This window comes from Pararhodobacter aggregans, from assembly GCF_003075525.1.
Lineage (GTDB): Bacteria > Pseudomonadota > Alphaproteobacteria > Rhodobacterales > Rhodobacteraceae > Pararhodobacter > Pararhodobacter aggregans.
Genome location: NZ_QDDR01000013.1, coordinates 64,565 through 89,057, shown reverse-complemented (window position 1 = coordinate 89,057; position 24,493 = coordinate 64,565). Strand labels below are relative to the sequence as shown.

25 protein-coding genes and 1 tRNA gene are annotated in these 24,493 nt (G+C 67.8%); 14 read left to right on the top strand and 12 right to left on the bottom strand.

Annotated features, from left to right (window positions below; translation table 11 throughout):
* Positions 1-19 precede the first annotated feature (19 nt).
* Positions 20-334, bottom strand: coding sequence for a DUF1244 domain-containing protein (locus tag DDE23_RS20550; protein WP_107751657.1), 315 nt, complete (start codon positions 332-334; stop codon positions 20-22).
* Between the two features lie 233 nt (positions 335-567).
* Here DDE23_RS20550 and pyk point away from each other — a divergent pair, with 233 nt between their 5' ends.
* On the top strand, positions 568-2,010 hold the full coding sequence (pyk, locus tag DDE23_RS20545) for a pyruvate kinase (RefSeq protein WP_107751656.1): 1,443 nt from the start codon (positions 568-570) through the stop codon (positions 2,008-2,010).
* Between the two features lie 30 nt (positions 2,011-2,040).
* Positions 2,041-2,271 carry a hypothetical protein gene (locus DDE23_RS20540; protein WP_107751655.1) on the top strand — a complete coding sequence of 77 codons (231 nt, stop codon included), beginning with the start codon at positions 2,041-2,043 and terminating at the stop codon, positions 2,269-2,271.
* Here DDE23_RS20540 and DDE23_RS20535 read toward each other — a convergent pair.
* Positions 2,268-2,729: a hotdog fold thioesterase gene (locus tag DDE23_RS20535; RefSeq protein ID WP_170121830.1), complete on the bottom strand. Its 462-nt coding sequence runs from the start codon at positions 2,727-2,729 to the stop codon at positions 2,268-2,270. The two genes, DDE23_RS20540 and DDE23_RS20535, sit on opposite strands and share 4 nt — an antisense overlap.
* Positions 2,730-2,956: 227 nt before the next feature.
* Between DDE23_RS20535 and rpmI the strand changes: the two genes are divergently transcribed.
* Both rpmI and rplT read left to right on the top strand, forming a co-directional pair.
* Complete coding sequence (rpmI, locus tag DDE23_RS20530; protein ID WP_107751654.1) at positions 2,957-3,157, top strand: 50S ribosomal protein L35; 201 nt, start codon at positions 2,957-2,959, stop codon at positions 3,155-3,157.
* Positions 3,158-3,174: 17 nt separating this feature from the next.
* A complete protein-coding gene (gene rplT, locus DDE23_RS20525; RefSeq protein WP_107751653.1) occupies positions 3,175-3,540 on the top strand; it encodes a 50S ribosomal protein L20 in 366 nt (121 codons plus the stop codon).
* Positions 3,541-3,615: 75 nt separating this feature from the next.
* Here the strand turns inward: rplT and DDE23_RS20520 are convergent, their stop codons facing one another.
* Both DDE23_RS20520 and DDE23_RS20515 read right to left on the bottom strand, forming a co-directional pair.
* Positions 3,616-4,434, bottom strand: a complete 819-nt coding sequence (locus DDE23_RS20520; RefSeq protein ID WP_107751652.1) for an inositol monophosphatase family protein — start codon at positions 4,432-4,434, stop codon at positions 3,616-3,618.
* Positions 4,435-4,527: 93 nt separating this feature from the next.
* Entirely contained in the window at positions 4,528-4,890 is a 363-nt protein-coding gene (locus DDE23_RS20515; RefSeq protein ID WP_107751651.1) for a helix-turn-helix domain-containing protein, read from the bottom strand.
* Between the two features lie 489 nt (positions 4,891-5,379).
* Between DDE23_RS20515 and DDE23_RS20510 the strand changes: the two genes are divergently transcribed.
* Positions 5,380-6,345, top strand: coding sequence for an NADPH:quinone oxidoreductase family protein (locus tag DDE23_RS20510; protein WP_107751650.1), 966 nt, complete (start codon positions 5,380-5,382; stop codon positions 6,343-6,345).
* 3 nt (positions 6,346-6,348) lie between these two features.
* Here DDE23_RS20510 and DDE23_RS20505 read toward each other — a convergent pair whose 3' ends face one another.
* Entirely contained in the window at positions 6,349-7,233 is an 885-nt protein-coding gene (locus DDE23_RS20505; RefSeq protein ID WP_107751969.1) for a LysR family transcriptional regulator, read from the bottom strand.
* Positions 7,234-7,355: 122 nt separating this feature from the next.
* Here DDE23_RS20505 and DDE23_RS20500 point away from each other — a divergent pair, with 122 nt between their 5' ends.
* The gene (locus tag DDE23_RS20500; RefSeq protein WP_107751649.1) at positions 7,356-7,580 is read left to right on the top strand and encodes a DUF1127 domain-containing protein; all 225 of its coding nucleotides are present in this window, start codon (positions 7,356-7,358) and stop codon (positions 7,578-7,580) included.
* A gap of 123 nt (positions 7,581-7,703) precedes the next feature.
* The gene (locus DDE23_RS20495; RefSeq protein WP_107751648.1) at positions 7,704-8,486 is read left to right on the top strand and encodes a Bax inhibitor-1/YccA family protein; all 783 of its coding nucleotides are present in this window, start codon (positions 7,704-7,706) and stop codon (positions 8,484-8,486) included.
* 50 nt (positions 8,487-8,536) lie between these two features.
* Here DDE23_RS20495 and guaD read toward each other — a convergent pair whose 3' ends face one another.
* Positions 8,537-9,826, bottom strand: a complete 1,290-nt coding sequence (guaD, locus tag DDE23_RS20490) for a guanine deaminase (protein WP_107751647.1) — start codon at positions 9,824-9,826, stop codon at positions 8,537-8,539.
* A 114-nt stretch (positions 9,827-9,940) separates the two neighbouring features.
* Between guaD and mgtE the strand changes: the two genes are divergently transcribed.
* Positions 9,941-11,380, top strand: a complete 1,440-nt coding sequence (mgtE, locus tag DDE23_RS20485) for a magnesium transporter (RefSeq protein WP_107751646.1) — start codon at positions 9,941-9,943, stop codon at positions 11,378-11,380.
* Positions 11,377-11,931 (top strand): 5-formyltetrahydrofolate cyclo-ligase, encoded by a 555-nt coding sequence (locus DDE23_RS20480; RefSeq protein ID WP_107751645.1) that lies wholly within the window; start codon positions 11,377-11,379, stop codon positions 11,929-11,931. Before mgtE ends, DDE23_RS20480 begins: the two co-directional genes overlap by 4 nt.
* Before the next feature lie 348 nt (positions 11,932-12,279).
* Here the strand turns inward: DDE23_RS20480 and DDE23_RS20475 are convergent, their stop codons facing one another.
* From DDE23_RS20475 to DDE23_RS20460, 4 genes are all read right to left on the bottom strand, one after another.
* Positions 12,280-13,806, bottom strand: coding sequence for a Hint domain-containing protein (locus DDE23_RS20475; RefSeq protein WP_116548260.1), 1,527 nt, complete (start codon positions 13,804-13,806; stop codon positions 12,280-12,282).
* A gap of 709 nt (positions 13,807-14,515) precedes the next feature.
* Positions 14,516-15,628: a DNA polymerase IV gene (gene dinB / locus DDE23_RS20470; protein ID WP_107754951.1), complete on the bottom strand. Its 1,113-nt coding sequence runs from the start codon at positions 15,626-15,628 to the stop codon at positions 14,516-14,518.
* 68 nt (positions 15,629-15,696) lie between these two features.
* Positions 15,697-16,920 (bottom strand): L-2-hydroxyglutarate oxidase, encoded by a 1,224-nt coding sequence (lhgO, locus tag DDE23_RS20465; RefSeq protein WP_238150071.1) that lies wholly within the window; start codon positions 16,918-16,920, stop codon positions 15,697-15,699.
* Complete coding sequence (locus DDE23_RS20460; protein WP_107754950.1) at positions 16,881-17,531, bottom strand: ribonuclease T2 family protein; 651 nt, start codon at positions 17,529-17,531, stop codon at positions 16,881-16,883. The genes lhgO and DDE23_RS20460 overlap by 40 nt, the downstream gene beginning before the upstream one ends.
* 137 nt (positions 17,532-17,668) lie before the next feature.
* Between DDE23_RS20460 and DDE23_RS20455 the strand changes: the two genes are divergently transcribed.
* Positions 17,669-18,439, top strand: coding sequence for a DUF1013 domain-containing protein (locus tag DDE23_RS20455; protein ID WP_107754949.1), 771 nt, complete (start codon positions 17,669-17,671; stop codon positions 18,437-18,439).
* A 31-nt stretch (positions 18,440-18,470) separates the two neighbouring features.
* On the opposite strand, the gene DDE23_RS20450 is transcribed toward DDE23_RS20455, so the two are convergent.
* Together DDE23_RS20450 and DDE23_RS20445 are read right to left on the bottom strand one after the other, a co-directional pair.
* Entirely contained in the window at positions 18,471-18,893 is a 423-nt protein-coding gene (locus DDE23_RS20450; protein ID WP_107754948.1) for a hypothetical protein, read from the bottom strand.
* A 55-nt stretch (positions 18,894-18,948) separates the two neighbouring features.
* Complete coding sequence (locus DDE23_RS20445; RefSeq protein ID WP_202863301.1) at positions 18,949-19,338, bottom strand: hypothetical protein; 390 nt, start codon at positions 19,336-19,338, stop codon at positions 18,949-18,951.
* A 166-nt stretch (positions 19,339-19,504) separates the two neighbouring features.
* On the opposite strand from DDE23_RS20445, the gene pheT reads away from it, so the two are divergent.
* The 4 genes from pheT (at position 19,505) to DDE23_RS20425 (ending at position 24,399) form a co-directional block, all read left to right on the top strand.
* Positions 19,505-21,922, top strand: a complete 2,418-nt coding sequence (gene pheT / locus DDE23_RS20440; RefSeq protein WP_107754946.1) for a phenylalanine--tRNA ligase subunit beta — start codon at positions 19,505-19,507, stop codon at positions 21,920-21,922.
* 232 nt (positions 21,923-22,154) lie between these two features.
* Positions 22,155-23,192, top strand: coding sequence for a DMT family transporter (locus DDE23_RS20435; RefSeq protein ID WP_107754945.1), 1,038 nt, complete (start codon positions 22,155-22,157; stop codon positions 23,190-23,192).
* Positions 23,193-23,258: 66 nt separating this feature from the next.
* A tRNA-Pro gene (locus DDE23_RS20430) sits at positions 23,259-23,335 on the top strand.
* Between the two features lie 503 nt (positions 23,336-23,838).
* Positions 23,839-24,399: a hypothetical protein gene (locus DDE23_RS20425; RefSeq protein ID WP_116548259.1), complete on the top strand. Its 561-nt coding sequence runs from the start codon at positions 23,839-23,841 to the stop codon at positions 24,397-24,399.
* The last annotated feature ends 94 nt before the right edge of the window (positions 24,400-24,493 follow it).

Genomic DNA, 24,493 nt, shown 5'->3' with positions numbered 1-24,493 from the left:
AAATCCGGGTGGACGAGACTCAGTCGCGCTTGCCGACGTTCTCGGCGAAGCTCTGGTCGAAGGCCTTGACCTGCTCGGCCGAGGCCTCGCGCTGGTGCTCGGCCCGCCAGGCGTCATAGGGCATGCCATAGACGATCTCGCGCGATTGCTCCTTGTCCAGCGTGATGCCTTCCTCGGCCGCCGCCTCGCCATACCAGCGGCTCAGGCAGTTGCGGCAGAAACCGGCCAGATTCATCAGGTCGATGTTCTGGGCGTCGGGGCGGTCGTGCATCAGATGCTGGAGCAGGCGGCGAAAAGTCGCGGCCTCGATGCGGGTTCTGGTGGCCTCGTCCATGGCTTCCTCGTTGAAACGGTGATCGCTTTGCCCCAGAACTGTGCTGCATCCGCCACGGGGTCAAGCCGCAGGGTTGGCACGCGTCACGCCATCGTCAACGCAAGTCGCGTAAACTATTCGCGTTAGCGATACCGCAAAAGGCGGCCCGACCTGTTGCCGCAGGGGCGCGTTTGCGCGATACGGGAAGAAAGCGGCCGCCAAGGGCCGGTCAAGGACACGAGAGAGAGGGCATCATGCGCCGCAACCGCAACGTCAAGATCGTCGCCACGCTGGGCCCGGCCTCGTCCGATCTGGCCACGATCCGCGCGCTTTTCGAGGCCGGGGCCGATGTCTTCCGGCTGAACATGAGCCACGGCTCGCACGAGGAAATCGCCGCCCGCCACGCCATCGTCCGGCAGGTCGAGCGCGAGGCGGGGCGGCCCATCGCGCTCCTGGCCGACCTGCAGGGGCCTAAGCTGCGGGTGGGCACGTTCGGCGTCACCTCGGTCGAGCTGGAGGAGGGGCAGAAATTCCGCTTCGACCTCGACGAGGCCGAGGGCGATCATACCCGCGTCCTGCTGCCCCATCCCGAGATCTTCGCCGCCCTCGAACCCGGCGCGCGGCTCTTGGTGAACGATGGCAAGATCAAGCTGGTGGTCGATGATTGCGGCGCCGATTACGCCAGTTGCACCGTCGCGGTCGGCGGCGTCATCTCGAACCGCAAGGGCGTCAACGTGCCCGACGTGGTGCTGCCGCTCCGCGCGCTCAGCCCCAAGGACAAGGCCGATCTGGAATTCGTCTGCGATCTGGGCGTGGACTGGCTGGCGCTGAGCTTCGTGCAGCGCCCCGAGGATGTCGAGGAAGCGCGCGAACTGGCCCGGGGCCGGGCCGCGATCCTCGCCAAGATCGAGAAACCGGCCGCGGTCAATGCCTTCGACGCCATCGCCGCGGTCTCGGACGGGATCATGGTGGCGCGGGGCGATCTGGGGGTCGAGCTGCCGGTCCATGCCGTTCCGCCGATCCAGAAGCGTCTGGTGCGCCGGGCGCGGGCGCTGGCCAAGCCGGTGATCGTGGCGACGCAGATGCTGGAATCGATGATCGAAAGCCCGATGCCGACCCGGGCCGAGGTCTCGGACGTGGCCACCGCCATCTACGAGGGCGCCGATGCGGTGATGCTGTCGGCGGAATCGGCGGCGGGCAATTACCCGGTCGAGGCGGTGCGCACCATGCACAACGTCGCCCTCTCGGTCGAGAAGGACACGACCTATCGTCAGGTCATCGCCGCCTTCCGCACCTATGAGCGCACCTCGGTCGCCGATGCCATCGTCTCGGCGGCGCGGGAAATCGCGGAATCGACCAATATCAAGGCGATCTGCTGCTTCACCGAATCCGGCACCACCGCGCTGAAGGTGGCGCGCGAACGGCCGCAGGTGCCGATCCTGGCGCTCAGCCCCAAGGTGGCGACGCTGCGGCGGCTGTGCCTTGTCTGGGGCGTGACCTGCGTGGCGACCGGCAGCGTGGACCGCTTCAAATCGGCCGTGGTCAGCGCCGCGCGTGCCGCGCGTGAGCTGGGTTTCGCCGAACAGACCGACCAGATCGTGGTGACCGCCGGTGTGCCCTTCAACCAGCCCGGCACCACCAATATCCTGCGCGTGGCGCCCTGCGACGAGCGTCTGATCTTCCGCGCCGAGGAATGACCTCCTCGGCGCCGTGACCCCGGAGGGCCCATGGACCGCGACCTTCTGTTCCTTGTCGGGCTGGTGTTCCTGCCGCTGGCCTTTGTCGCGCTGGTCTCGGCCTGGGCCGACCGGCGGCGGCCCTGGGCGGCGCTGATTCTGGTGGCGGTGGGGCTGGGGGTGGCGGCCTGGGCCTCGTTCACCAACCCCGCCGGGCCCTATGACTGGCGCCTGATCCCGGAGCTCGCAGTCGAGACGGTGGGCCGCTACTGGCAGCGTTAGGGCAGGGGCACCGTGGACGTTGCGCGCGCGGGCCGGTCGGTCACCGCCAGCGTCATGCGCGAGATGCACACGAGCTTGCCGTTCTCGTCGACGATCCGGGTTTCCCAGACCTGGCTGCGCCGCCCGATATGCACCGGCCGCGTCGTGCCGGTGACCCAGCCGCCGCTGACCGGGCGCAGGTGGTTGGCGTTGATCTCCTGCCCGACGACACTTTCGCGCGCGATGTCGACGCAGAAGGCGCCCGCCAGGCTCGCCAGCGTCTCGGCCAGAAGGACCGAGGCACCGCCATGCAGGATCCCGCCGGGCTGCTTGGTGCGTTCATCGACCGGCATGCGGCCGGTCAGGTAATCGGCGCCCTTTTCCAGGATCTCGATCCCCAGCCGGGCGTTCGCGGTTCCCTTGCCATAGGCATTGGCCATCTCGATGGTGAAGGGGGTTTTCCAGATGCTGTCGGTCATGGCTCTCTCCTCGTTGCCCCGGACCTGCGCCGTCGCACGCCGGGGGGCAAGTCCCGCGCGCGCGTGACCTTGCGTCGGGGCAGGGTTCGGGGCGTCCGGGCTGGGTTCGGGGGCCCTTGCAAAGCGGGGAGGGGCGGGGTATTGGGACGCCCTCTGAGCCCGCGCGGCCGGCCGGTGTGGCATGCCGAGTCGCGCGTTATGACCTCTCGAAGAGACAGGAGACGGAAATGCCCAAGATGAAGACCAAATCGGCCGCCAAAAAGCGGTTCAAGGTCACTGCTACCGGCAAGATCAAATCGGCCCAGGCCGGCAAGCGCCACGGCATGATCAAGCGTACGACGAAATTCATCCGCGACGCCCGCGGCACCATGGTGCTGAGCGAGCCGGATACGAAGATCGTCAAGACCTACATGCCCTACGCCCGCTGAGCTGAGGAGAGACACACATGGCACGCGTCAAATCCGGCAAGGTGACCCACGCCCGTCACCGCAAGGTGATCAAGCAGGCCGCTGGCTATTACAGCGCCCGTTCGCGCAACTTCCGCACCGCCACCCAGGCGGTCGACAAGGCGAACCAATACGCCACCCGTGACCGCAAGACCCGCAAGCGCAACTTCCGCGCCCTGTGGATCCAGCGGATCAACGCCGCGGTGCGTCTGGTCGATCCCGACCTGACCTATTCGCGCTTCATCAACCTGCTGGCCGTCGCCGGGATCGAAGTGGACCGCAAGGTTCTGGCCGATATCGCCGTGCACGAGCCCGAAGCCTTCGCGCTGATCGTCGAGCAGGCCAAGGCCGGCGCCACCGCCTGAGCGGAGCGTCATCGCTGAGACAAAGAACCCGCCGGGCTTGCGCTTGGCGGGTTTTTTCGTGGTCCGGTGGCGGGCTCAGCCCTGCAGAAGCGCCATCGCCTCGGCGTGGAGTTCGGGGGACGAGGCCGCCAGGATCCGCCCGCCCTGATGCGCCGGACGCCCCTGCCAGTCGGTGACCACGCCGCCCGCGGCCTCGATCACCGCGATGGGGGCCATCACGTCATAGGGTTGCAGACCCGCCTCGATCACCAGGTCGATCTGCCCCGCCGCCAAGAGCGCATAGGCGTAGCAATCGGTGCCGTAGCGGGTCAGCCGCGCCCGGGTTGCGACACGGCGGAAGGCGGCGCCCTCCTCGGCGGTGCCGACTTCGGGGAAGGTGGAGAAGAGGATCGCCTGCGACAGCGGCCGGGCAGGGCGGGCGCGCAGCGCATGCTGGCCGAGCGGGCCGTCAACCCGGGCCTCGCCCAGACCGCCGCGGAACCGTTCGCCGATATAGGGCTGGTCGATGATGCCCAGGAAGGGGCCGTCCTCATCCGCCAGCGCGATCAGCACGCCCCAGGTGGGGGTGCCGGACAGATAGCCGCGGGTGCCGTCGATCGGGTCCAGAACCCAGGTCAGGCCCGAGGTGCCGGGGCGCGCCTCTTCCTCCTCGCCGAGGATGGCGTCATCGGGGCGCAGCTGCGCCAGAACCGCGCGCATCGCCGCTTCGCTGGCGCGGTCGGCGGCGGTCACCGGGTCGAAACCGGCGCTGGCCTTGTTGTCGGCGGAAAGCCCCTCGGCGCGGAAATGCGCCAGCGTCGCCGGGCGCGCGACATCGGCCACGGCATCGGCGGCTTGCCAGAGCGCGGCGATTTCGGCCGGCGAGAAACGGGAACGGAGGGGGGATCGGGTCATCGGCGGCGTCTCCTCAACCGGGCGTGAGAGCCCTGTCTAGGCGTGCCGGCGCGGGCGGGCAAGAGTGTGCCCGCCCCCTGGGACCCGGGGCTGTCAGGCGGCGTCCGAGAGGACGCGGGCCAGGTCGAACAGGCGTTTGCGCTGCGCTTCGGGGATCGAGTAATAGGCGCGGACCAGTTCCATCGCTTCCTTGTTGGCCAGGATATCGGCGGCAGGCGCCGCTTCGCCCGCATTCTCACCGGCGAGGCCTTCAAAGAAGAAGCCGATCTGCACACCCAGCGTGCGGGCGATGTCCCACAGGCGCGAGGCGCTGACGCGGTTCATGCCGGTTTCGTATTTCTGGATCTGCTGGAACTTGATGCCGACCGAATCGGCCAGCTGCTGCTGGGTCATGCCCACCATCCAGCGACGATGACGGATCCGCTTGCCAACATGGACATCCACCGGGTGCTTCACTTCCTGACTCCTCTTGTCAATCAATCCCCGGGACCGATCAGGCCATCGGGGACCAAGCCCTTCGAAACCAAGAGAAGCAATTTCCGTGCCAACTTCTGCACCACGAGTCATTTTTTTCGCCTCACACATAGGGGTGTCCCGAAAACGGGACTTAGGAGCGTCGGGAAGGGCCGCGCGTCGCCGATCGCGCAACAGATGTCCCCGTCGTTTACGCTAACGTCACGGTTGACGTAGCGGCAGGAGCCGAGTCGCGGCCGTACACCCGGAAGGATGTAAGCATCCCTCGCTCATTCCATCAAGACGTGTTTTGCAAAATGCAATGCAATGCGCAAACAACCTTTGCGTGTATTCGCAAAATGCAAACGTGTTTTCGCGGGAGTTTCATGCGCGGGACGCTATGTCACGTCGGCGCCGGTCCGCCGCGGCCTTGTCCTTGCGCGGGGGGCAGCCCATCGTGGCCGTCCCGATTCCTCTAGCCGGAGCCAGCCGATGCGCGCCTTCGTCCTCGCCTCGACCGAGACCCCGCCCGCCCTTACCGATCTGCCGATGCCCGAACCCGGGCCGGGCGAGCTGCGGGTGAAGATCCGCGCCTGCGGCCTGAATTTCGCCGATCTGCTGATGGCCAAGGGCACCTATCAGGAGATCCCGCCGATGCCCTTCGTCATGGGCATGGAGCTTTCCGGCACCGTCGATGCGCTGGGCGCGGGCGTCACCGGCTTCACTCCCGGCCAGAAGGTGGCGGTCTTCGCCGGGCAGGGCGGGCTGGCGGAATATGGCTGCTTCCCGGTCGAGCGCTGCCTGCCGCTGCCCGAGGCGATGCCTTTCGATCAGGCGGCCGGGTTCATGGTGGCCTATGGCACCTCGCATCTGGCCCTGACCCATCGCGCGCGGCTGAAAGCGGGCGAGACGCTGCTGGTGCTGGGCGCTGCCGGTGGCGTGGGGCTGACCGCGGTCGAGATCGGCGCGCGGCTGGGGGCGAAGGTCGTCGCCGTGGCCCGTGGCCCCGAGAAGCTGGAGGTAGCGCGGGCCGCCGGGGCCTCGGTCCTGATCGACAGCGAGGGCGCCGACCTCAAGGCCGCGTTCAAGGCGCTGGGCGGGGTCGATGTGGTCTATGACGCGGTGGGCGAGCCCGCCGCCTCGGCCGCCCTGCGCGCGCTGAAACCCGAGGGGCGCTTCGTCGTCATCGGCTTCGCCGGCGGCGGCGTGCCGCAATTCCCGGCCAATATCCTGCTGGTCAAGAATATCGACGTGATCGGCCTTTACTGGGGCGGCTACAACAGCTTCGCGCCGCAGGTCATCACCCGCTCGCTTGCCGATCTGATGGATATGTACGCCCGGGGCGATCTGCATCCCCATGTCAGCCATGCCCTGCCGCTCGACCGGGTGGCGGAGGCGATGGAGCTGATGCGCAGCCGCGCCTCGACCGGCAAGGTGGTCATCACCATCGGCGACTAGGCCCTATTCGGCGGCCATCCCCTGCGGGATCCGGCCGTCGCTGTCCCAGGCCTTGCGCAAGAGATCGGCCAGCGCCGCGACCCCGGGCGTGGCGTTGCCCGGGCGCATGTAGAGGTTGATGAGATAGCTGTTGAGGTCGGGCAGGGCGCCGCCATGGGCGATCCGCTCGACATGCGGCGGCTCGGTCCCGGCCAGGAGCGCATGGATCGCCATGTCACAGCTGACCGCGGCTTCCAGCGTGCGGTCGCTTTCCGATTCCACCGCCGTCTCCCAGGGGATGTCTGCCCGGTCGAGCGCGGCGACGATCCCGGCCCGGAAGGCGCAGATCCGCCCCTGTGCCAGCCTGAGCGGCCGCTGACGCCAAGCGTTGCCCCCCGGCGCCCCGATCCACAGCAGCGGCAGCCGGGTCAGCGTCTCGCCGCCCGCGTCGCAATGCAGCTCGGTGGTCAGGATCAGGTCGCATTCGCCCCGCGCAAAGGCCTCCTTGGCCCGGAGAGTGTTCTGGGTCAGCAGCTGCACCTGCATGCGCGGATACATGGAGTGGAAATGCCGCAGCACCTGCGGCACGTGCGGATAGACGATGTCATGGGGCACGACGACGGTGATGCCCCCTTCGTATTCGCTGTCGGTCAGCCGCTCGACCGCCTCGTCGTTCAGGGCGATGATCCGGCGGGCATAGCTGAGGAGCTGCTCGCCGGCCGAGGTCAGCGAGACGCCGCGCCCTGAACGGTCCAGCAGCGTCAGCCCCAGCGATTCCTCCAGCCGCTTGATCTGCATCGAGACGGCCGATTGCGTCAGGTTCAAGAGCTGCGCCGCCCGCGTCACCCCGCCGAAATCGGCGATGGCGGCCAGGGCGCGCAGGGCGGAGAGGTCGAGATTGCGTCGCATATCAGCATCCGTGATCGTGGCCATCAGAAACATTCGTTTCCATCATACCCGCATTCCCGGTATCCGATCAATACCCGTGATGCAAAGCGCGGGACTCATAGCCGCTCTGAAAGGATGATCCGATGGCCAGCTCGACCTGCACCGCTCCCGTTTCCGTTGCCGCCCCCCGGCGTCCGGTCCTGGCCCGGGTGCTGAAGGCTCTGGCCACCGCCCGCGCCCTGCGTCGCCAACGGGTGGACCTGGCGGCGCTCGATGACCAGATGCTGGCCGATATCGGCCTCTCGCGCGAAGAGGCCCAACGCGAGGCCAGGCGGCCCCTGTGGGACGCGCCCAGCTACTGGCGTTGAAATCCCGACAAAACCGCTTAAGGCGAGTCTTGAAATAGGGCTCGGTAATCCCGATATTGGAACCATTCGCGGGGGCCCGGGGAACCGGGCCTTCGTGACAAGATGGTTCCAACGGAGGGTTACATGGCCAACTACCAGTCGGTGCGCACGTCTGACGCTGGCGCGCTTGGCGCACGGATCGACGCCGGCCTGCGCACGCATATGAACAAGGTCTACGGCACGATGTCCGTGGGCATGCTGATTACGGCGGCGGGCGCCTGGGCGATTTCCGGCCTTGCCACCACGACCGACCCGAACACGGCCGCCGCGATGCTGCCGAACGGGACGTATCTGTCGCAATTCGGCTATCTGATCTATGCCTCGGCGTTCCGCTGGGTGGTGATGTTCGCCCCGCTCGCCTTCCTGTTCTTCGGCTTCGGCGCGCTGATGCGCAATGCCTCGGCCGCGGCGATGCAGGTCGGCTTCTTCGTCTTCGCGGCGATGATCGGCGTGTCGCTGAGCTCGATCTTCCTCGTCTACACCAGTTTCTCGATCACCCAGACCTTCCTCATCACCGCGATCGCCTTCGCCGGTCTCAGCCTCTATGGCTATACCACGAAGCGGGACCTGTCGGGGATGGGCACCTTCCTGGTGATGGGCGTGATCGGCCTCTTGGTCGCCATGGTAGTCAACATCTTCATCGGTTCGTCGGCCCTGGCCTTCGCGATCTCGGTGATCGGTGTGCTGATCTTCGCGGGCCTCACCGCCTTCGACACCCAGACGATCAAGGCGAATTACATCGCCCATGCGGCGCAGGGCGACAGCGAATGGCTGGAAAAGTCGGCCATCGCCGGCGCGCTGAACCTCTATCTCGACTTCCTGAACATGTTCCAGTTCCTGCTGATGTTCCTGGGCAACCGGGAATAAGCGGGCGGTCGGAAAAGAAGGGGGCCGGTCCTGCGGGACCGGCCCTTTTTTCATGCGCGATGCATCGGCTTGCCGTTGACCCAGGTGGCAAGGATCGCCCGGTCGTCGCCCATCATGATGGTCGGGAAGAGCGCCTGCCACAGATCCTCGGCCCGGGCCGCGCGCTGGGCGATGGCCGGGGTCGAGGCCAGATCGAGCACCGTCAGATCCGCCTCATAGCCCGGCGCGATCCGCCCGATGCGCTCGCCCAGCCCCAGCGCCCCGGCCGAGCCCGCCGTGGCCAGCCACCACAGCTGCGCCGGATGCAGCGCCGCGCCGTTCAGCTGCGCGATGTCATAGGCGGCGGCCATGGTCCGCAGCATCGAAAAGCTGGAGCCGCCGCCGATATCGGTGGCAAGCCCGATCCGCTGCCCCCCGGCCTTGAGCCCCGCCATGTCGAACAGACCCGAACCGATGAAGGCGTTCGAGGTCGGGCAATGCACCAGCGCCGCGCCGACCTCGCGCAGCCGGTCCCGCTCGCGCGGTTCAAGGTGGATGGCATGGCCGTAAAGCCCCCGGGCGCCCAGCAGGCCGAAGCGCTCATAGACATCGAGGTAGTCGCGCGCCTCGGGGAAGAGCTTGGCCACCCAGAGGATTTCCTCTTTCTGTTCCGAGAGATGCGTCTGCATCGCCACCTCCGGATGCTCGGCCCAGAGCGCCCCCAGCGCCGCCAGCTGGTCGGGCGTCGAGGTCGGGGCGAAGCGCGGCGTGATGACATAGCCCAGCCGGTCGACCCCGTGCCAGCGTTCCAGCAGCGCCTTCGACTGGTCATAGGCCGCCTGCGCCGTATCGCGCAGGTTGTCGGGTGCGTTGCGGTCCATGCAGGTCTTGCCCGCCATCACCCGCATGCCCCGCGCCTGCGCCGCGGTAAAGAAGGCGTCAACGCTCTCGGGATGGATGGTGCAGAAGCTGCAGACGCTGGTCGTGCCATGGGCCAGCATCAGGTCGAGGCAGGTTTCCGCCGCGAGCCTTGCATGGGCCGGATCGGCAAAGCGCGATTCCTCGGGGAAGGTATAGGTGTTCAGCCAGTCGATCAGCCGCTTGCCCCAGCTGGCGATGATCCCGGTCTGCGGGTAATGCGCATGGGCATCGACGAAACCCGGCGAAATCAGCGCCTTGCCGTAATCGTGACGCCGCGCCTCGGGATGTGCGGCCCGCAGGCTGGCGGCCGGTCCGACGGCCAGGATCCGCCCGTCTTCGATCAGAACGGCGCCCTCGGCCTCGATCCGGGCCGCCGAGGGGCCCTCAAGGAACGGGTCGTCATCGAAACTCAGCACCTGGCCGATAAGCAGGTCGCGCATGGGATCCTCCGAGGGGGCGGCTGACCCTTTATCGCGCGGCCTTTTGCGCTTAACAACCACGGGCACGGGACGATTCGACCCGGGCGCAGGCCGAAACGGGAACGGGAGGCGGCGATGACGGAACCGGAACACCACAAGACCGGGAACCCGGAGAATCCGATACCCGAACCGACGCCCCGGCCCGAGCCGCCCGAGGAGGACCGCGAGGTCGAGGAGCTGGACGCCGAGCGGATCGACACGGTTCTGGAAGCGGTCGACGCTGGCGATGCCCGGGCTGTCGCCGCGGCGCTCGACACGCTGCACCCGGCCGATATCTCGGACTTGCTGGAACAGATCTCCAGCCAGGAGCGCAAGGCGCTGCTGACGCTCTATCCCGAAGGGGTGGACGGCGACGTTCTGTCCGAACTCGACGAGGCGGTGCGCGAAGAGGTCATCGAGGCCATGCCGCGCGAGGCCCTGGCCGAAGCGGTGCGCGAACTCGACACCGACGACGTGGTCGACATCCTCGAGGATCTGGAGGACCACGATCAGGCCTTCATCCTCGATTCGCTGGAAAAGGACGATCGGGCGGCGGTCGAAAGCTCGCTCGCCTGGCCCGAATATTCCGCCGGCCGCCTCATGCAATCCGAAACGGTCAGCGTGCCGCAGGATTGGAATGTGGGGCAGACCATCGACCACCTGCGCTCGGCTGATTGGCTGCCGGATCAGTTCTACCACGTGATCCTGGTTGACGAACGCCACCGCCCGACCGGCTATGCGACGCTGGGCCGGGTGCTGGCCTCGAAACGCGACACCGCGCTGTCTGACATTGTCGAGGACAGTTTCATGACAGTGGAGGCCACCGAAGAGGAGGCCGAGGTGGCGCGGATGTTCAATAAGTACCATCTGATCTCGACCCCGGTGGTCGATGGGGCGGGGCGGCTGGTCGGCGTCATCACCATCGACGACGCCATGGTCGTGCTCGATGACGAGCACGAGGAAGACATGCTGCGCATGGCCGGGGTCGGCGACGAATCGAGCCTGTCGGACGGGGTCTGGGAGACGGTGCGCCAGCGCTTCCCCTGGCTGGCCGTGAACCTGGTCACCGCCAATATCGCCGCCGCGGTGATCGGGCTTTTCGAGGGCACGATCGCCGTGCTAGTGGCACTCGCGGCCTTGATGCCGATCGTCGCCTCGATGGGCGGCAATGCCGGGACGCAATCGCTGACCGTGGCGGTGCGGGCGCTGGCGACCAAGGACCTGACCGAATCGAACGCCGCCCGGGTGGTGCGGCGGGAATTGGTCGTCGGTCTTATCAACGGCCTGGGCTTTGCCATGGTCATGGGGGTGGTGGCCTGGGCGCTCTATGGGCGCGATGTCTGGCTGGGGGCGGTGATCGGCGCGGCGCTGATCATCAACCTGACGGTGGCGGCGCTGGGCGGGGTGCTGGTGCCGCTGGCGCTGAACCGGCTGAAACTGGACCCGGCGCTGGCCTCGGGCACCTTCGTCACCACACTCACCGATGTGGTCGGTTTCTTCGTCTTCCTCGGCCTCGCCACGCTGGTGCTGCTGTGAGCATCGACCAGATCAAGGCCGAGGCCCGCCGTGCCGCCTTCGCCGCCCGCAAGGCGGTTTTCGGCAGCGGCCGGGATGCGGCGGCTCAGGCGCATCTGACGGCGGCGCTGGCCCCGTTCGGCGCGGCGCCGCTCTCGGGCTACCTGCCGATCCGCACCGAGATCGACCCTGTGCCGGTGATGGCCAGCCATCCCGGCCCGGTCGGCGTGCCGGTCATCCTGGGCGCCGGACAACCGCTCGACTTCCACCTCTGGACGCCCGAGGCCGCGCTGGTCGAAGGACCCTTCGGCGCCAAGGTCCCGGCCGAGGGCGTGACAATGGCGCCGCGCGTGGTCATCGTGCCGATGCTCGCCTTCGATGCCCGCGGCTACCGGCTGGGCTATGGCGGCGGCTTCTACGACCGGACGCTGGCCCGGCTGCGCGCCGCCGGTCCCGTCACCGCGCTGGGCTTCGCCTTCGACGCGCAGGAACAGGCGGAGGTTCCGACGGACCAGTTCGACCAGCCGCTCGACGGCATCGTCACCGAAAGCGGCCTGCGGCTCTACTGCTGACGGGGAGGGGTTTCGCCCTCGTGCCTCGGGCGACCGGAGGCGGGGGGCTGCCGCCCCCCGCACCCCCTGCTTCAAGGAGGGTTTTCCACCCTCCTTGAAAATCCACCCGAGGATATTTTCAGAACAAAGATAGGAAACAGAGGGCGCTTGACCCTCATCTTCGTTCTGCAAATATCCTCGGGGGTCCGGGGGCAGACGGCCCCCGGGGCCTCCACAAGCGCTGACCTCTCCGCGGCGGGAGGCGCGCGGGGTGGGCGGGTGGGAGCGTGCCTCCCGCCGCCTTGGGCCGAAAGAGGAAGGGCCGCCTTTGAGGGGCGGCCCTTGGTTGTCGGCGGGTCTTCGATGGGGTCAGGCGGCGAAGAGGGTCTTGGCTTCGGCGCCGGACAGGACCGGGCGGGCGGCGGCGAAACCGGCGCGGCCGGCTTCGGTGGCGAGCGCCGGGAAGAGCGCCAGCAGCTCGGCCCGGGTGCCGTCCTCCAGCGCGTCGACCACCGCTTCCGCGGGCTGGAAGCTTTCGGTCCAGGAGCCTTCGGCGCGGATGATCTCGTGGCGTTCGCACATGACGTGAATGTAGCTGACGGCTTCCAGCCCGGCGCGGCTGACGCCCGGCAGGCCCAGCAGATCCTGCGCCGCGACCAGCACCTCGCGCTCGCCGAACATCAGCTCGGCCCGGGCGCCGGTGACCAGCATCCGGTGGCGGGGCGAGACCACGAGGTCGCGCTCAGGCAGGCCGCGGCCGAGGGATCCGGCGGCGATCCGCACCGGCCCGACCTCGGGGCTGCCGGCGAGATCGGCCATCGTGAGGTCGCGGCGCCCGGTCCAGGTCAGCGGCTGGTACCCATGGTCGCGGGTCAGCACCCGGTCGCCGGCCACCAATTCCTCGACCGCCACCCGGCCGCGGGTGGTGTCGATCAGCGTGCCGGGGGTGAAGCAGATGCACTTGTTCTCGATCTTCTCGAAGCTCTCGAAATCGAGCCGCGAGCCGTCCTTGAACATCACGTAGCCGGTCTTCGAGGTGGCGCCGGGCACGTCGGGGAAGGGAACTTCGCTGGTGATGACCACTTCCGGCGCATCGTCGCCCTCGGGCAGGATCAGCGTGTCGAAGCTGTCGCCGCCGTGGACATAGCCGGTGGTCGTGTCGATCACCTCGACCCGGTCGTCGCCGGTGCCGAGATACATCTTCTCGATTTCCGAGAAGTTCACCGTTGCGCCGTAATCGGTGAAGGTGCCCTTCTCGTCGCCGGTGTAATACATCGTCAGGTCGGCGGTCACCGCCGAGGCGTCGAGCGTGTCGCCCTCGGTCTCGCCCGTCTCGCCGCCGGTGATCACGTGATGGCCGAATTCGTCGAAGACGCGGAACACGTCGTCGCCCGAGCCGCCGAAGGCCGTGTCGTTGCCGGTCGAGGTGACCAGCGTGTCGTTGCCGAAGCCGGGTTCGGCCGGATCCTCGGACGAGAGGCCGCCGTGGTCGCCGGGGTTGCCGTCGCCGATCAGCAGGTCATTGCCGTCGCCGCCGATCAGCAGGTCGTCGCCCGCGCCGCCGATCAGCTTGTCGTCGCCGTCGTTGCCATGGAGCGTGTCATTGCCCTCGTCGCCCCAGAGCGTGTCATTGCCCTCGCCGCCCGAGAGCATGTCGTCGCCCTGGCTGCCGAACAGCCAGTCATTGCCGGCGCCGCCGTCGATCGTGTCGTTGCCATAGCCCGCATAGACCGTGTCGTTGCCGGCGCCCGCGTTGATCGCGTTGCCGGTGTCGGTGACCTGATCGCCGTCCCCGTCGGTATCGCCGTAGCGGATCACGTCATCGCCGTCGGTGCCGTCGAAGACACCGGGGTCGGCGGCGGGCGGGGTGAGGGGAGTGTCGTTTCTCGGCGGCATCTTGCATCTCCTCGGGTCCTTGCGCGGACCATTGTCTCAAATCACGCCCGACCATCGGTGGTCTGGCGCCGGAGGGGACGGCACGGACGCCGCCCCCGGGACGATGCATGCAGAGGACACGGGGCGCCGCGCGGCTGTCGCCACGGGAGCAAGCGTCGATCTTTACCCCGGTTTAACCTTGGCAGCATCTCGCCAGACCACCCCCATGGTCCGGCCCCCTTTTCGGGTCGAGGTTCAATATAGCAGAGGGGTCTGGAAAACAAAAAGAAATCACTGGAAAAGCGGCGCGGGACCGGAGGAGGTTGCGGCGCCCTCCCGAGCGGGAAAAGTAAAGTGTTGCGATTTTGGAAACGGTTTTCGCCCCAATTTGGCCATATTTTCGCCCGCTACAGGCCACCTTTGCGCCATTCTTGCCGAAATTCCGCCATTTCGGGGCCAGATCTGCCGGTCATTGTCGCCGCCTCCGAACCACCGCCACACAAGGATGTGAACCCGTTCCGGCGACAGGCCGTTCTGGGGGGCGTTTCTTGACCGAGTGCCGATTGACGCGGTTTGACGGGATTGTTCGCATTTTATGAAACTCGTCTGATTCGCGTCGGGTCCGGCAGCTTCCCGTGCTCCTTGCGCCGCTGACGCCGTGATCGCCCAAGGGTTGTGACGGTCAGCGCCGCCCGCACCCGCGCACCGGCGTTGCGGCGGCGGGCGGCGTTCAGAAGAGCGAGAGCTGCGTGCCTTCGGGGGGGAGCCTTTCGGCGCCCTCGGCCTCGTCCCCCGACAGGGTCGACAGGGTCACGCCCAGCAGGCGGATACCCTTGGCGGTCGGGAACAGCGGGTCGAGGAGGGCGAAGCACAGGGCCTCCATCTGCGCGGCCGAGGCCAGCGGCACCGACAGCGTGCGCGAGCGGGTGATCTGCTGGAAATCGGCGTATTTCACCTTCAGCACCACGGTCCGGGCCTTCAGCCCCTTGTCCTCGGTATGGCGCCAGACGCGGGCGGCCAGCTTCGCCACTTCCTCGCGCGCGGGGTCGGGGCTGTGGATGTCCTCCAGGAACGTGTCCTCGGCGCCCACCGATTTACGTTCGCGGTGCGGCTGGACGGCGCGGTCGTCGATGCCGCGGCTGATGCGATAGTACCAGCCGCCCGATTTGCCGAAATGTTCGCGCAGGAAGTCGAGCGATTGCGCCTTGAGGTCGGCGCCGGTGACGATGCCCAGCCGCCCCATCTTGGCCGCCGTCGCGGGGCCGACGCCGTGGAACTTGGCGACCGGCAGCGCCTCGACAAAACCCGGGCCGCGTCTGGGGGTGATGACCGCCTGGCCGTTCGGCTTGTTGAGGTCGGAGGCCATCTTGGCGAGGAACTTGCAGTAGGAAATCCCGGCCGAGGCATTGAGCCCGGTCACTTCCTTGATCCGCGCCCGCACCTGCCGCGCCAGTTCCGTGGCCGAGGCGATCCCCTGCTTGTTCTCGGTCACGTCGAGATAGGCCTCGTCCAGGGACAGCGGCTCGATCAGGTCGGTGTGTTCGGCAAAGATCTCGCGGATCTGGTTTGAGACTTCGCGATAGACCTCGAAACGGGGCCGGACGAAGATCAGCTCAGGGCATTTGCGCCGGGCGGTGACCGAGGGCATGGCCGAGCGCACGCCGAATTCCCGCGCCTCGTAGCTGGCGGCGGCCACCACGCCGCGCGGCCCGGCGCCGCCGACCACCACGGGCTTGCCCCGCAGCTCGGGATTGTCGCGCTGTTCGACCGAGGCATAGAAGGCATCCATATCGACATGGATGATCTTGCGCTGCGGCCTTTGTGCTTCGCTCTCGTCGCTCATGCCCCGCCCCCAAGGCTGCGCGAAGGATAGCGCGTCGGGGCGCGGGAGGGAAGAACAAAAGGGGAAAATCAGCCGGGCAGGCGGTCGGCGATCATCTCGCCGATCGGCAAGGCCGAGGTGGCGGCGGGCGAGGGGGCGTTGAGCACATGCAGCATCCGCGCCGTGCCCTCGATCAGGAAATCCTGCACCATCGACCCGTCCGGCCCCACCGCCTGCGCCCTTATGCCCGGCTCCATCGGCTGCATGTCTTCCAGCGTCAGCGAGGGGCAATAGCGCTGGCAGGCGGCCAGATAGCGGCGTTTGAAGAGGGAATTGCCGACCTCATCAAGCCCCGGGCGGATGTTCTTCGCCAAGGAGCGCCAGAAGCCCGGGAATCCCGCCATGTCCAGCATGTCCCGGGCATTCATCGAGAATTTCGGATAGCCTTCGCGCGAAAGGCCCAGCATGGCGTTGGGGCCCACGGTCATCGAGCCGTCGATCATCGGCGTCAGATGCACGCCGAGGAAAGGGAGCCCCGGTTCAGGCACCGGATAGATCATCGCCCGAGCGACGCCCGAGCGTTCGGGCCGGAGCCGCCAGTATTCGCCGCGGAAGGGCACGATGCGATGACGGATCGGCAGGCCCGCCATCCGCGCCAGACGGTCCGATTGCAGCCCGGCGCAGGCGATCAGGCGGCGGGCTTTCAGGGTCTCGGCCCCGGTCGTGACCTCGACTTGGCTGTCCGTCTCGCGGATCGCACTGGGGGCGGTGGCGAAGCGGATCTCGGCGCCCTTCGCGGTGATCTCGTCGGCCAGCGCGGCAAGGACGCGCTTGTAATCGACAATGGCGGCCTCGGGCACGAAGATCGCTTTCAACCCGGTGATGGCGGGTTCGCGGGCGCGGATCTCGCCTGCGTCGGTCAACGCGGCCCGGATGCCGTTCTCGCCAGCCCTTGCGTGCAGCGCGTCCAGCCGGGGGATTTCATCCGGCCGGGTCGCGACGATCAGCTTGCCGCGGTCCTCATAAGGGATGCCGTGATCGCGGCAGAAGGCCTTGGTCCGCGCCGCGCCCTCGCGGCAAAGACGCGCCTTCAGGCTGCCCGGCGCGTAATAGATGCCGGAATGGATCACGCCGGAATTATGCCCGGTCTGGTGGCGGCCGAGGCCGTCCTCCTTTTCCAAGAGCACCAGACTGGCGCCGGGATGGCGCGCCAGCAGCGCGCGTGCCGTTGCCAACCCGACGATCCCCCCGCCGATGACGCAGAAATCCCGCATCAGCGCAGCGGCAGCAGGGTGGCCGCGTCGCGGCGGCATTCGCGGCGGGTCAGGGCGGGGGCGCAAACCTCGGGCTCCAGGTCGCGGGTCAGGCAGACGCGCAGCTCCACCAGATCGCCGCCGGGGCAGGAGGTCACCATCATGTCGCGATCCAGCGCGGGATTGGCCTCGATGAAGGCCGCCTCGACCACATCGGGATCGACGCGCAGTTCCCGGTCGATGCCCTCGAACACCTCGGACAGGGCGATCCGGTCCAGCGCCGCCTGCACCAGCCGGTAGTAATTGGCGGCCGAGAGCCCGGTGCAGCGCCCATGCTTGTTCCACTGGTGCCAGGCCGAGCCCGAGGTGCCGAAGAGCCCGGCCTGCGCCGCCGTCTCCTGCCGGGAGGGCGAGCGCTGATTGGTGTGGCAATACTCGGGCCAGGTGCCGTCATCGTGCTGCGGCCAGAGCCCGTGCACCGCCCAGCCGACCCGCCGCCCGTCCTGGCAGCGCGGATCGTCGCGCTCGTCGCCGTCGGTGGCGCAATAGGCCGGGATCCAGCTGAGCGCCAGCAGGTAGGAATCGAAGTCTCCGGCGCGGTCCTGCGCGGGCGCGGCCCCCGCGGCGAAAATCGGCAGCAGGGCAACAAAGGCGGCGGTCAGACGGTGCATTTTCTCTTTCCTCGGATCGACGGCGCGCTTATATACGCTCCATTCCCCGAAATCGAGGATGCGTGGCCCGCGGCCGCGGCCGGTCCCACCGGCGAGTGCCGCGGTTTGCGGTTCTCGCAGGTTGAAGGACGATTACGATGGCAAAACCCCTGATGGCCAAGGCGACTGCCGTCTGGCTGGTCGACAACACCACCCTGACCTTCAAACAGGTGGCGGATTTCTGCGGTCTGCACGAGCTGGAAGTGCAGGGCATCGCCGATGGCGATGTGGCCACGGGTGTGAAGGGTTTCGACCCCATCGCCCATAACCAGCTTGAAGAGACCGAGATCAAGAAGGGCGAAGCCGATCCGCGCTACACCCTCAAGCTGAAGTACAACCCCGCCGCGGTCGGCGAGGAAAAGCGCCGTGGCCCGCGCTACACGCCGCTGTCCAAGCGTCAGGACCGTCCGGCGGCGATCCTGTGGCTGGTCAAGTTCCACCCGGAACTGGCCGATGCCCAGATCCGCAAGCTGGTCGGCACCACCAACCCCTCGATCCAGGCGATCCGCGAGCGGACCCACTGGAACATCCAGAACATCACCCCGATCGACCCGGTCGCGCTGGGTCTGTGCCGCCAGTCGGAACTGGACATGGAAGTGCAGAAGGCCGCCAAGAAGCGCGAAGCCGAGGGCTCGGTGATGACCGACGACGAGCGTCGCAAGCTGGTCTCGACCGAGCAATCGCTGGAAATGGCGCCCGAACCCCGTCTGCCGCGCGGCATCGCCGGGCTGGAGAACTTCACCCTGGGCGGCTCGGACGAGAACGAGCACAAGAAGCCGGTCGATTACTCGAACGCCGACAGCTTCTTCAACCTGCCCGACGCGGACGACGAGGACGACGACGAAGACAGCGACGATCCGCGCCGCTGATCTCTGTCTTTTGGCCAAAGGGGCCGGGGCGTCACCAGGTGACGACCCCGGCCCTTGCCATTCTGAGCCCCGCGCCCGAGGCATTGGTGCAGGTCAGGCCGTTGCGCGACGAAAGGCAGGTGAAGGGCCCGGCCTGCCAGAAGCTGCCATAGGGCAGGGCGCCCGCCATCGGCAGTCCCGGCGCCTCGCCGCCCCGGATCGGCTGCGGCGCGCCCAGATGCGCCTCGAGGACGACGGTGGTGTAGACCGGCTCGACGATGGTGCAATGCAGTTCCGCCATGCCGGTCATCGTCTGGTAGACTGGCGTGCCACCGGCCGGGATGTAGGTGCAGCCGACATTGCCCGAGGGCATGATGAACGAGGTCGTCCCGTCGGGGTTCGGCGCGAAGGCGCGTTCGTTGCTGGCCAGCGCGGGGCTGGCAACGAGGGCGAGGGCGAGGGTCAGGCGCAGCATCGGGGGCTCCGGGGTTGAGGGACCAGCCATGGGTCCGCGGCCAGCGCCCGCCGGTTCAAACGCGCCGCTCGCGCGGCCAGTAGTGCAGGATCAGGGCGGCCACCAGCACCTCCAGCAGGCTGAGCGGCACGGCATAGAGCAGCAGCGCGAAGGGCAGGACGCCCAGATTGCCGGTCACCACCCACATCATCACGAAGCCCGCGAACCAGGCGACGCCGACCCCTTCGATGAGCGAAAAGCGCCGGAGCAGAAGCCAGAGCAGCGCCGCCAGACACAGCGACCACAGCCCCCAGGCGGCGCCGTTCAGCGCAGCGTCGGGGAAGGCCAGCCCCATCCCCTCGTAATGGCGCTGCCAATAGGCCTTGAACAGGAATTCGTTGCGGATGAATTCGCTTGTCATGATCCAGAGTGCGGCGACGATGACCGGGACGGCGGGATGCTTCACGGGAACCTCCGACAGGACTGAGGCGCCATCGTGCCGCGTCGGGGCGCCCCTGCCAATTCATTTCAGCGCGCCGGGCCACACGGTCAGGCCGGGCGGGGCCGGGTGGCTTTCCTTGGCCGCGGCAATCGGCTAACAGGGCGCCGAAACCAACCGCGAAGGTCCGGCGATGAAATTCACCCTGTCCTGGCTCAAGGAGCACCTGGAAACCACGGCCACGCTCGACGCGATCGTCGAGGCATTGACCGATCTGGGCCTCGAGGTCGAGGAGGTGGCGGACCCCGCCACCACGCTGGGCGCCTTTCGCATCGCCCGGATCATCGAGGCGGTGAAGCACCCCGATGCCGACAAGCTGAACCTGTGCCGGGTCGAGGTTCTGGACGGCCCCGGCGGCAGCTCGCAGGAGGTGCAGGTGGTCTGCGGCGCGCCCAATGCCCGCACCGGTCTGGTCGGCGTCTTCGCGCCGGTGGGCACGCATATTCCCGGCACCGGGGTCGATCTGAAACCGGGCGTGATCCGGGGGCAGGCGTCGAACGGGATGATGTGTTCGGAACGCGAGCTGGAGCTGTCGGACGATCATGACGGCATCATCGACCTGCCCGCCGACACGCCGCTGGGCCTGCGCTATATCGACTATGCGGGTCTCAACGACCCGATGATCTACATCAAGATCACCCCGAACCGCCCCGATGCGCTGGGCGTGCGCGGCATCGCCCGGGATCTGGCGGCGCGCGGCCTCGGCACGCTGAAGCCGCTCGACGTGCAGCCGGTGGCGGGGGCGTTCCCCAGCCCGGTCTCGGTCCGCATCGACCCGGCGTTGAAGGACAAGGGCTGCCCGCTGTTCGCCGGGCGCGTGATCCGCGGCGTGAAGAACGGCCCCTCGCCGAAATGGCTGCAACAGCGGCTGAAGGCCATCGGCCTGCGGCCGATCTCGGCGCTGGTCGACGTGACGAACTTCTTCACCTTCGCCCATAACCGCCCGCTGCATGTCTTCGATCTGGCCAAGGTCGAGGGCGGGGCGCTCCGCATCCATCCGGCCGCGGGCGGCGAGGAGATCCTCGCGCTCGACGGCAAGACCTATGCGCTGGCGCCGGGCATGATGGCGATTTCCGACGCCAAAGGCGTGGAAAGCATCGCCGGGATCATGGGCGGCGAGCATTCGGGCTGCACCGAGGCGACCACGGATGTCTTCCTGGAATCGGCCTATTGGGACCCGATCACCATCGCCACCACCGGCCGCGCGCTGAAGATCAACTCGGATGCGCGCTACCGGTTCGAGCGCGGCGTGGACCCGGACTTCACCCTGCCGGGGCTGGAACTGGCGACCCGCATGATCCTCGACCTCTGCGGTGGCGAGGCCTCCGAGGTGGTCGTGGACGGCGCCGTGCCCGATACCACCCGCGACTACCGCTTCAATGCTGCCCGCTGCTCCAGCCTTGTGGGGATGGAGATCCCCGAGGCCGAACAGCGCCGCATCCTTGAATCCTTGGGCTTCCGGCTGGAAGGCGACCGCGCCACGCCGCCCAGCTGGCGGCCGGACGTGCTGGGCGACGCCGATCTGGTCGAGGAGGTGGCGCGCGTCGCCTCGCTGACCAAGCTCGAGGGCAAGCCCCTGCGCCGCCCGCAATCGGGTGTGCCGGCGCCGATCCTGACGCCGCTGCAAAAGCGCGAACGCCTGATGCGGCGCACGCTGGCCGCGCTCGGCTACCATGAATGCGTGACCTATTCCTTCATCGACGCGGCCTCGGCCACTCTCTTTGGCGGCGGCGAGGATGCGCTGAAGCTGGAGAACCCGATCTCCAGCGAGATGACGCATATGCGCCCCGACCTGCTGCCCGGCCTCCTGCAGGCCGCGGCCCGCAATCAGGCGCGGGGCTTCGCCGATATGGCGCTCTTCGAGCTGGGGCCGGTGTTCCACGGCGGCGAGCCGGGGGAACAGGCGATCCATGCCACGGGCCTGCTGATCGGCGCCAATGGCCCGCGCGATCCGCATCATGCCCGCCGGGCGGTGGACCTCTACGACGCCAAGGCCGATGCCGAGGCGGTGCTGGCCGCCATCGGCGCGCCTTCCCGCACGCAATCGGACCGCAATGTCGCGGGCTGGTTCCACCCCGGCCGCGCCGGGCGCCTGACGCTGGGCAAGAACGCGCTCGCCACCTTCGGCGAGGTGCATCCGCGCATCCTGAAAGCCTATGGCATCAAGGGTGCGGCCGTGGCCTTCACCCTGCCGGTGGCGGCGGCGCCGATGCCGAAGAACGCCTCCGCCACCCGCCCGGCGCTGGCGCTCAACGACCTGCAGGCGGTCGAGCGCGATTTCGCCTTCGTCCTCGACACCTCGGTCGAGGCGCTGGCCGTGGTCAACGCAGCCCAGGGCGCCGACAAGGCGCTGATCGAGGCGGTGCGGGTCTTCGACGAATTCACCGGCGAGAAGGCCGCCCAGCAGATGGGCCCGGGCAAGAAATCGCTGGCCATCGCCGTGCGCCTGCAACCGCAGGGCAAGACGCTGACCGAGGACGAGATCGAGGCGGTCTCGGCCAAGATCGTCGACAAGGTCGCCAAGGCCACCGGCGGCACGCTGCGCGGCTGAGCCCTCGCACGAAAGACCAACGCAAAAGGGGCCCGCGCGGCCCCTTTTGCCATCCCGGCCCTCTCGCTTCTTTGCGCCACAAATATCCCGGGGGGTGAATTCGGCCCCGCCTGCGGGGACGAAGAGGGGGGCTGGCCCCCCTCCCTTGCCCCGGCCCTCTCGCGGCCCTAGGGTTGCGATGTGACCGCTAACTTCCCGCCGCTGCCGATCCCGGCCCCTGAGTTCCTCGCCCATGAGTCATTCCGATAGCGACGCGCCGATCCGGGCCGCCTCGGGCCCGATCGGCCCCGTCATGGCGCTGGGCAGTTTCGCGCTCTACGCCACCCATGACGTGCTGATCCGTATCCTGGGCGAAAGCTACAGCGTCTTTCAGATCATGTTCTTCATGGGGTTGATGAGCTTCCCGCTGCTGGTGCTGATGCTGATCCGCGACCCCGAGCCCGGGACGCTTCGCGCGGTCCATCCCGGCTGGTCGGCGGCGCGGACCGGCTGCGTGGTCATCTCGGCCGGGGGGGCGTTCTATGCCTTCACCGTGCTGCCGCTGACCCAGGTCTATGCCGTCCTCTTCGCCTCGCCGCTGCTGGTCACGCTGCTGGCGATCCCGATGCTGGGCGAGAAGGTCGGCATCCACCGCGGGCTTGCCGTCGCGGTGGGGCTGGCGGGCGTGCTGGTGGTCCTGCGCCCGGGCGGGGGCGAGGCGCTGGGCCTCGGCCATCTGGCGGCGCTGGCCTCGGCGATGACCGCGGCGATGAACGGGGTGATCGTGCGCAAGATCGGCCGGGACGAGCGCCCGGCGGTGCTGCTGCTCTATCCGATGCTGGCCAATGTGGTCATCATGGCCGCGACCCTGCCGCTGGTCTATGTGCCGATGGAACTGCCGCATCTGGGCATCGTGGCGCTGATCGCGCTCTTGGCCTTCGGGGCGATGAACCTCTCGATCGGCGCCTATCGCCGGGCCGAGGCCGCGCTGGTCGCGCCGATGCAATATTCGCAGATCGTCTGGGCCACGCTCTACGGCGCGCTCCTCTTCGGGGAATCGCCTGACCGCTGGACGGTGGCCGGGGCCGCGCTGATCATCGCCTCGGGCCTCTATATCGTGTTCCGGGAATCGCGGCGCGACGTCTCGGCCAACCGCCCGGTGCAGAGCACCCGCCTGCGCAACGAATCGGTTGCGGCACCCCGTCCGGTCATGCCGGACGAGGACCGCGGCGAGGCCTTGGCCGACGCCATGGCCGAGGCCATCGCCGAGGCGGAAAATCCTTTGCGCTGACCTGCTTTTGGCGCGCGATCTGCCCTTGCAAACCCCGCCGCGCCGGGTTAATCCCCGCCCCACGGTCGGAGTGTAGCTCAGTCTGGTAGAGCACTGTCTTCGGGAGGCAGGGGCCGGAGGTTCGAATCCTCTCACTCCGACCAGTATTTCCAACAAGTTAGTAGCAAGTTTGCCCCTCCGGGGCTAACCGCAAACTGTGCAGCCGCACAGATTGCGGCTTTTTGCGTTGGTTTGGAAACGGAAATCCCCGGTGCGCTGGTAGGCGAAACGGGGGCCGAGGCCGAAGGGCCGGTCGTCAAGGCAGAGGCATGTTGGAAGCGATTCGAGGCAGCAGGTGCCTTGATCGTCGCATGCTGTGAATGCCAGCCCGAGGAAGCGGTGGCCGTGTCGGCAATCGCTCAGGGTCGTCTCTCCCCCGAATTCCGCGACAGTGCTCTCGGTTCCTCCACAGAGGGACCGGAGGGCTTTGTCATGCGCGCGAGATGCGGCGAGCGCTCTCGCACCATCAGCCTTTCGCCTCGCACGATCTGCCAAGCGCCTCTCACGGAAACGCCTCGCCATGCAGCCTGACCGGATACCCAGGCGGTCATCCCGACGGGCGGCGCCGCTTTCCCCTGACGCCTGGTCATCGCTGGTCAACGACCTGATGGACTTCATGCTGTCGCTCGACGCCTCGATCTATGGGCGCAGGCGACTGTCCTGGCTTGAGGAGCCGCCGTCCTGCGCCTTTGAGGAGGGGGCGGGGCGGGATGCCCAGGAGCTGGCGCGGGTGCGGGCGAAGCTGGCGGCGGGGCAGGCGCTGTCGGCCGGGGATCGCCAGGCGCTCCTCTCCGCGCTGCCCGCGCCCGAGCGGCCGGGGCGGCCGAGGAAGAACCGCCTGGCGCTTGAGGATCGCGACCGGACGCTCGCGCTCTGCGCCATCGCGGTGCGCGAGGTCTATGGCCTCAGCCTCTATCGGCGCGATGGCGCCAGGGCGGCGGATGCGCCGAGGCAAAGCGCCTGTGACGCGGTGGCGGATGCCTTGAAGGGCCATGTCATCGACGGGCGCACCCGCAGCGCGCTTGGCTATTCCACGATCCGGCTCGCCACCCGCAAATCCCGCATCCAGGCGGAATGGGAATGGCAATTCCTGCTCCGCAATGCCGAGGCCGCAAAGGCCAGAAAGCGCGCGATTCAGAAACTCATGACCAGTAATTTCGAGGAATAACGCCCCGGAATCCAATTATTTTCGGGGTTTGGTGGACAATAAAAGGGTCCCCGGATTCTTTTGCCCACCAAGCATCGCCATAAAGGAAAGACAG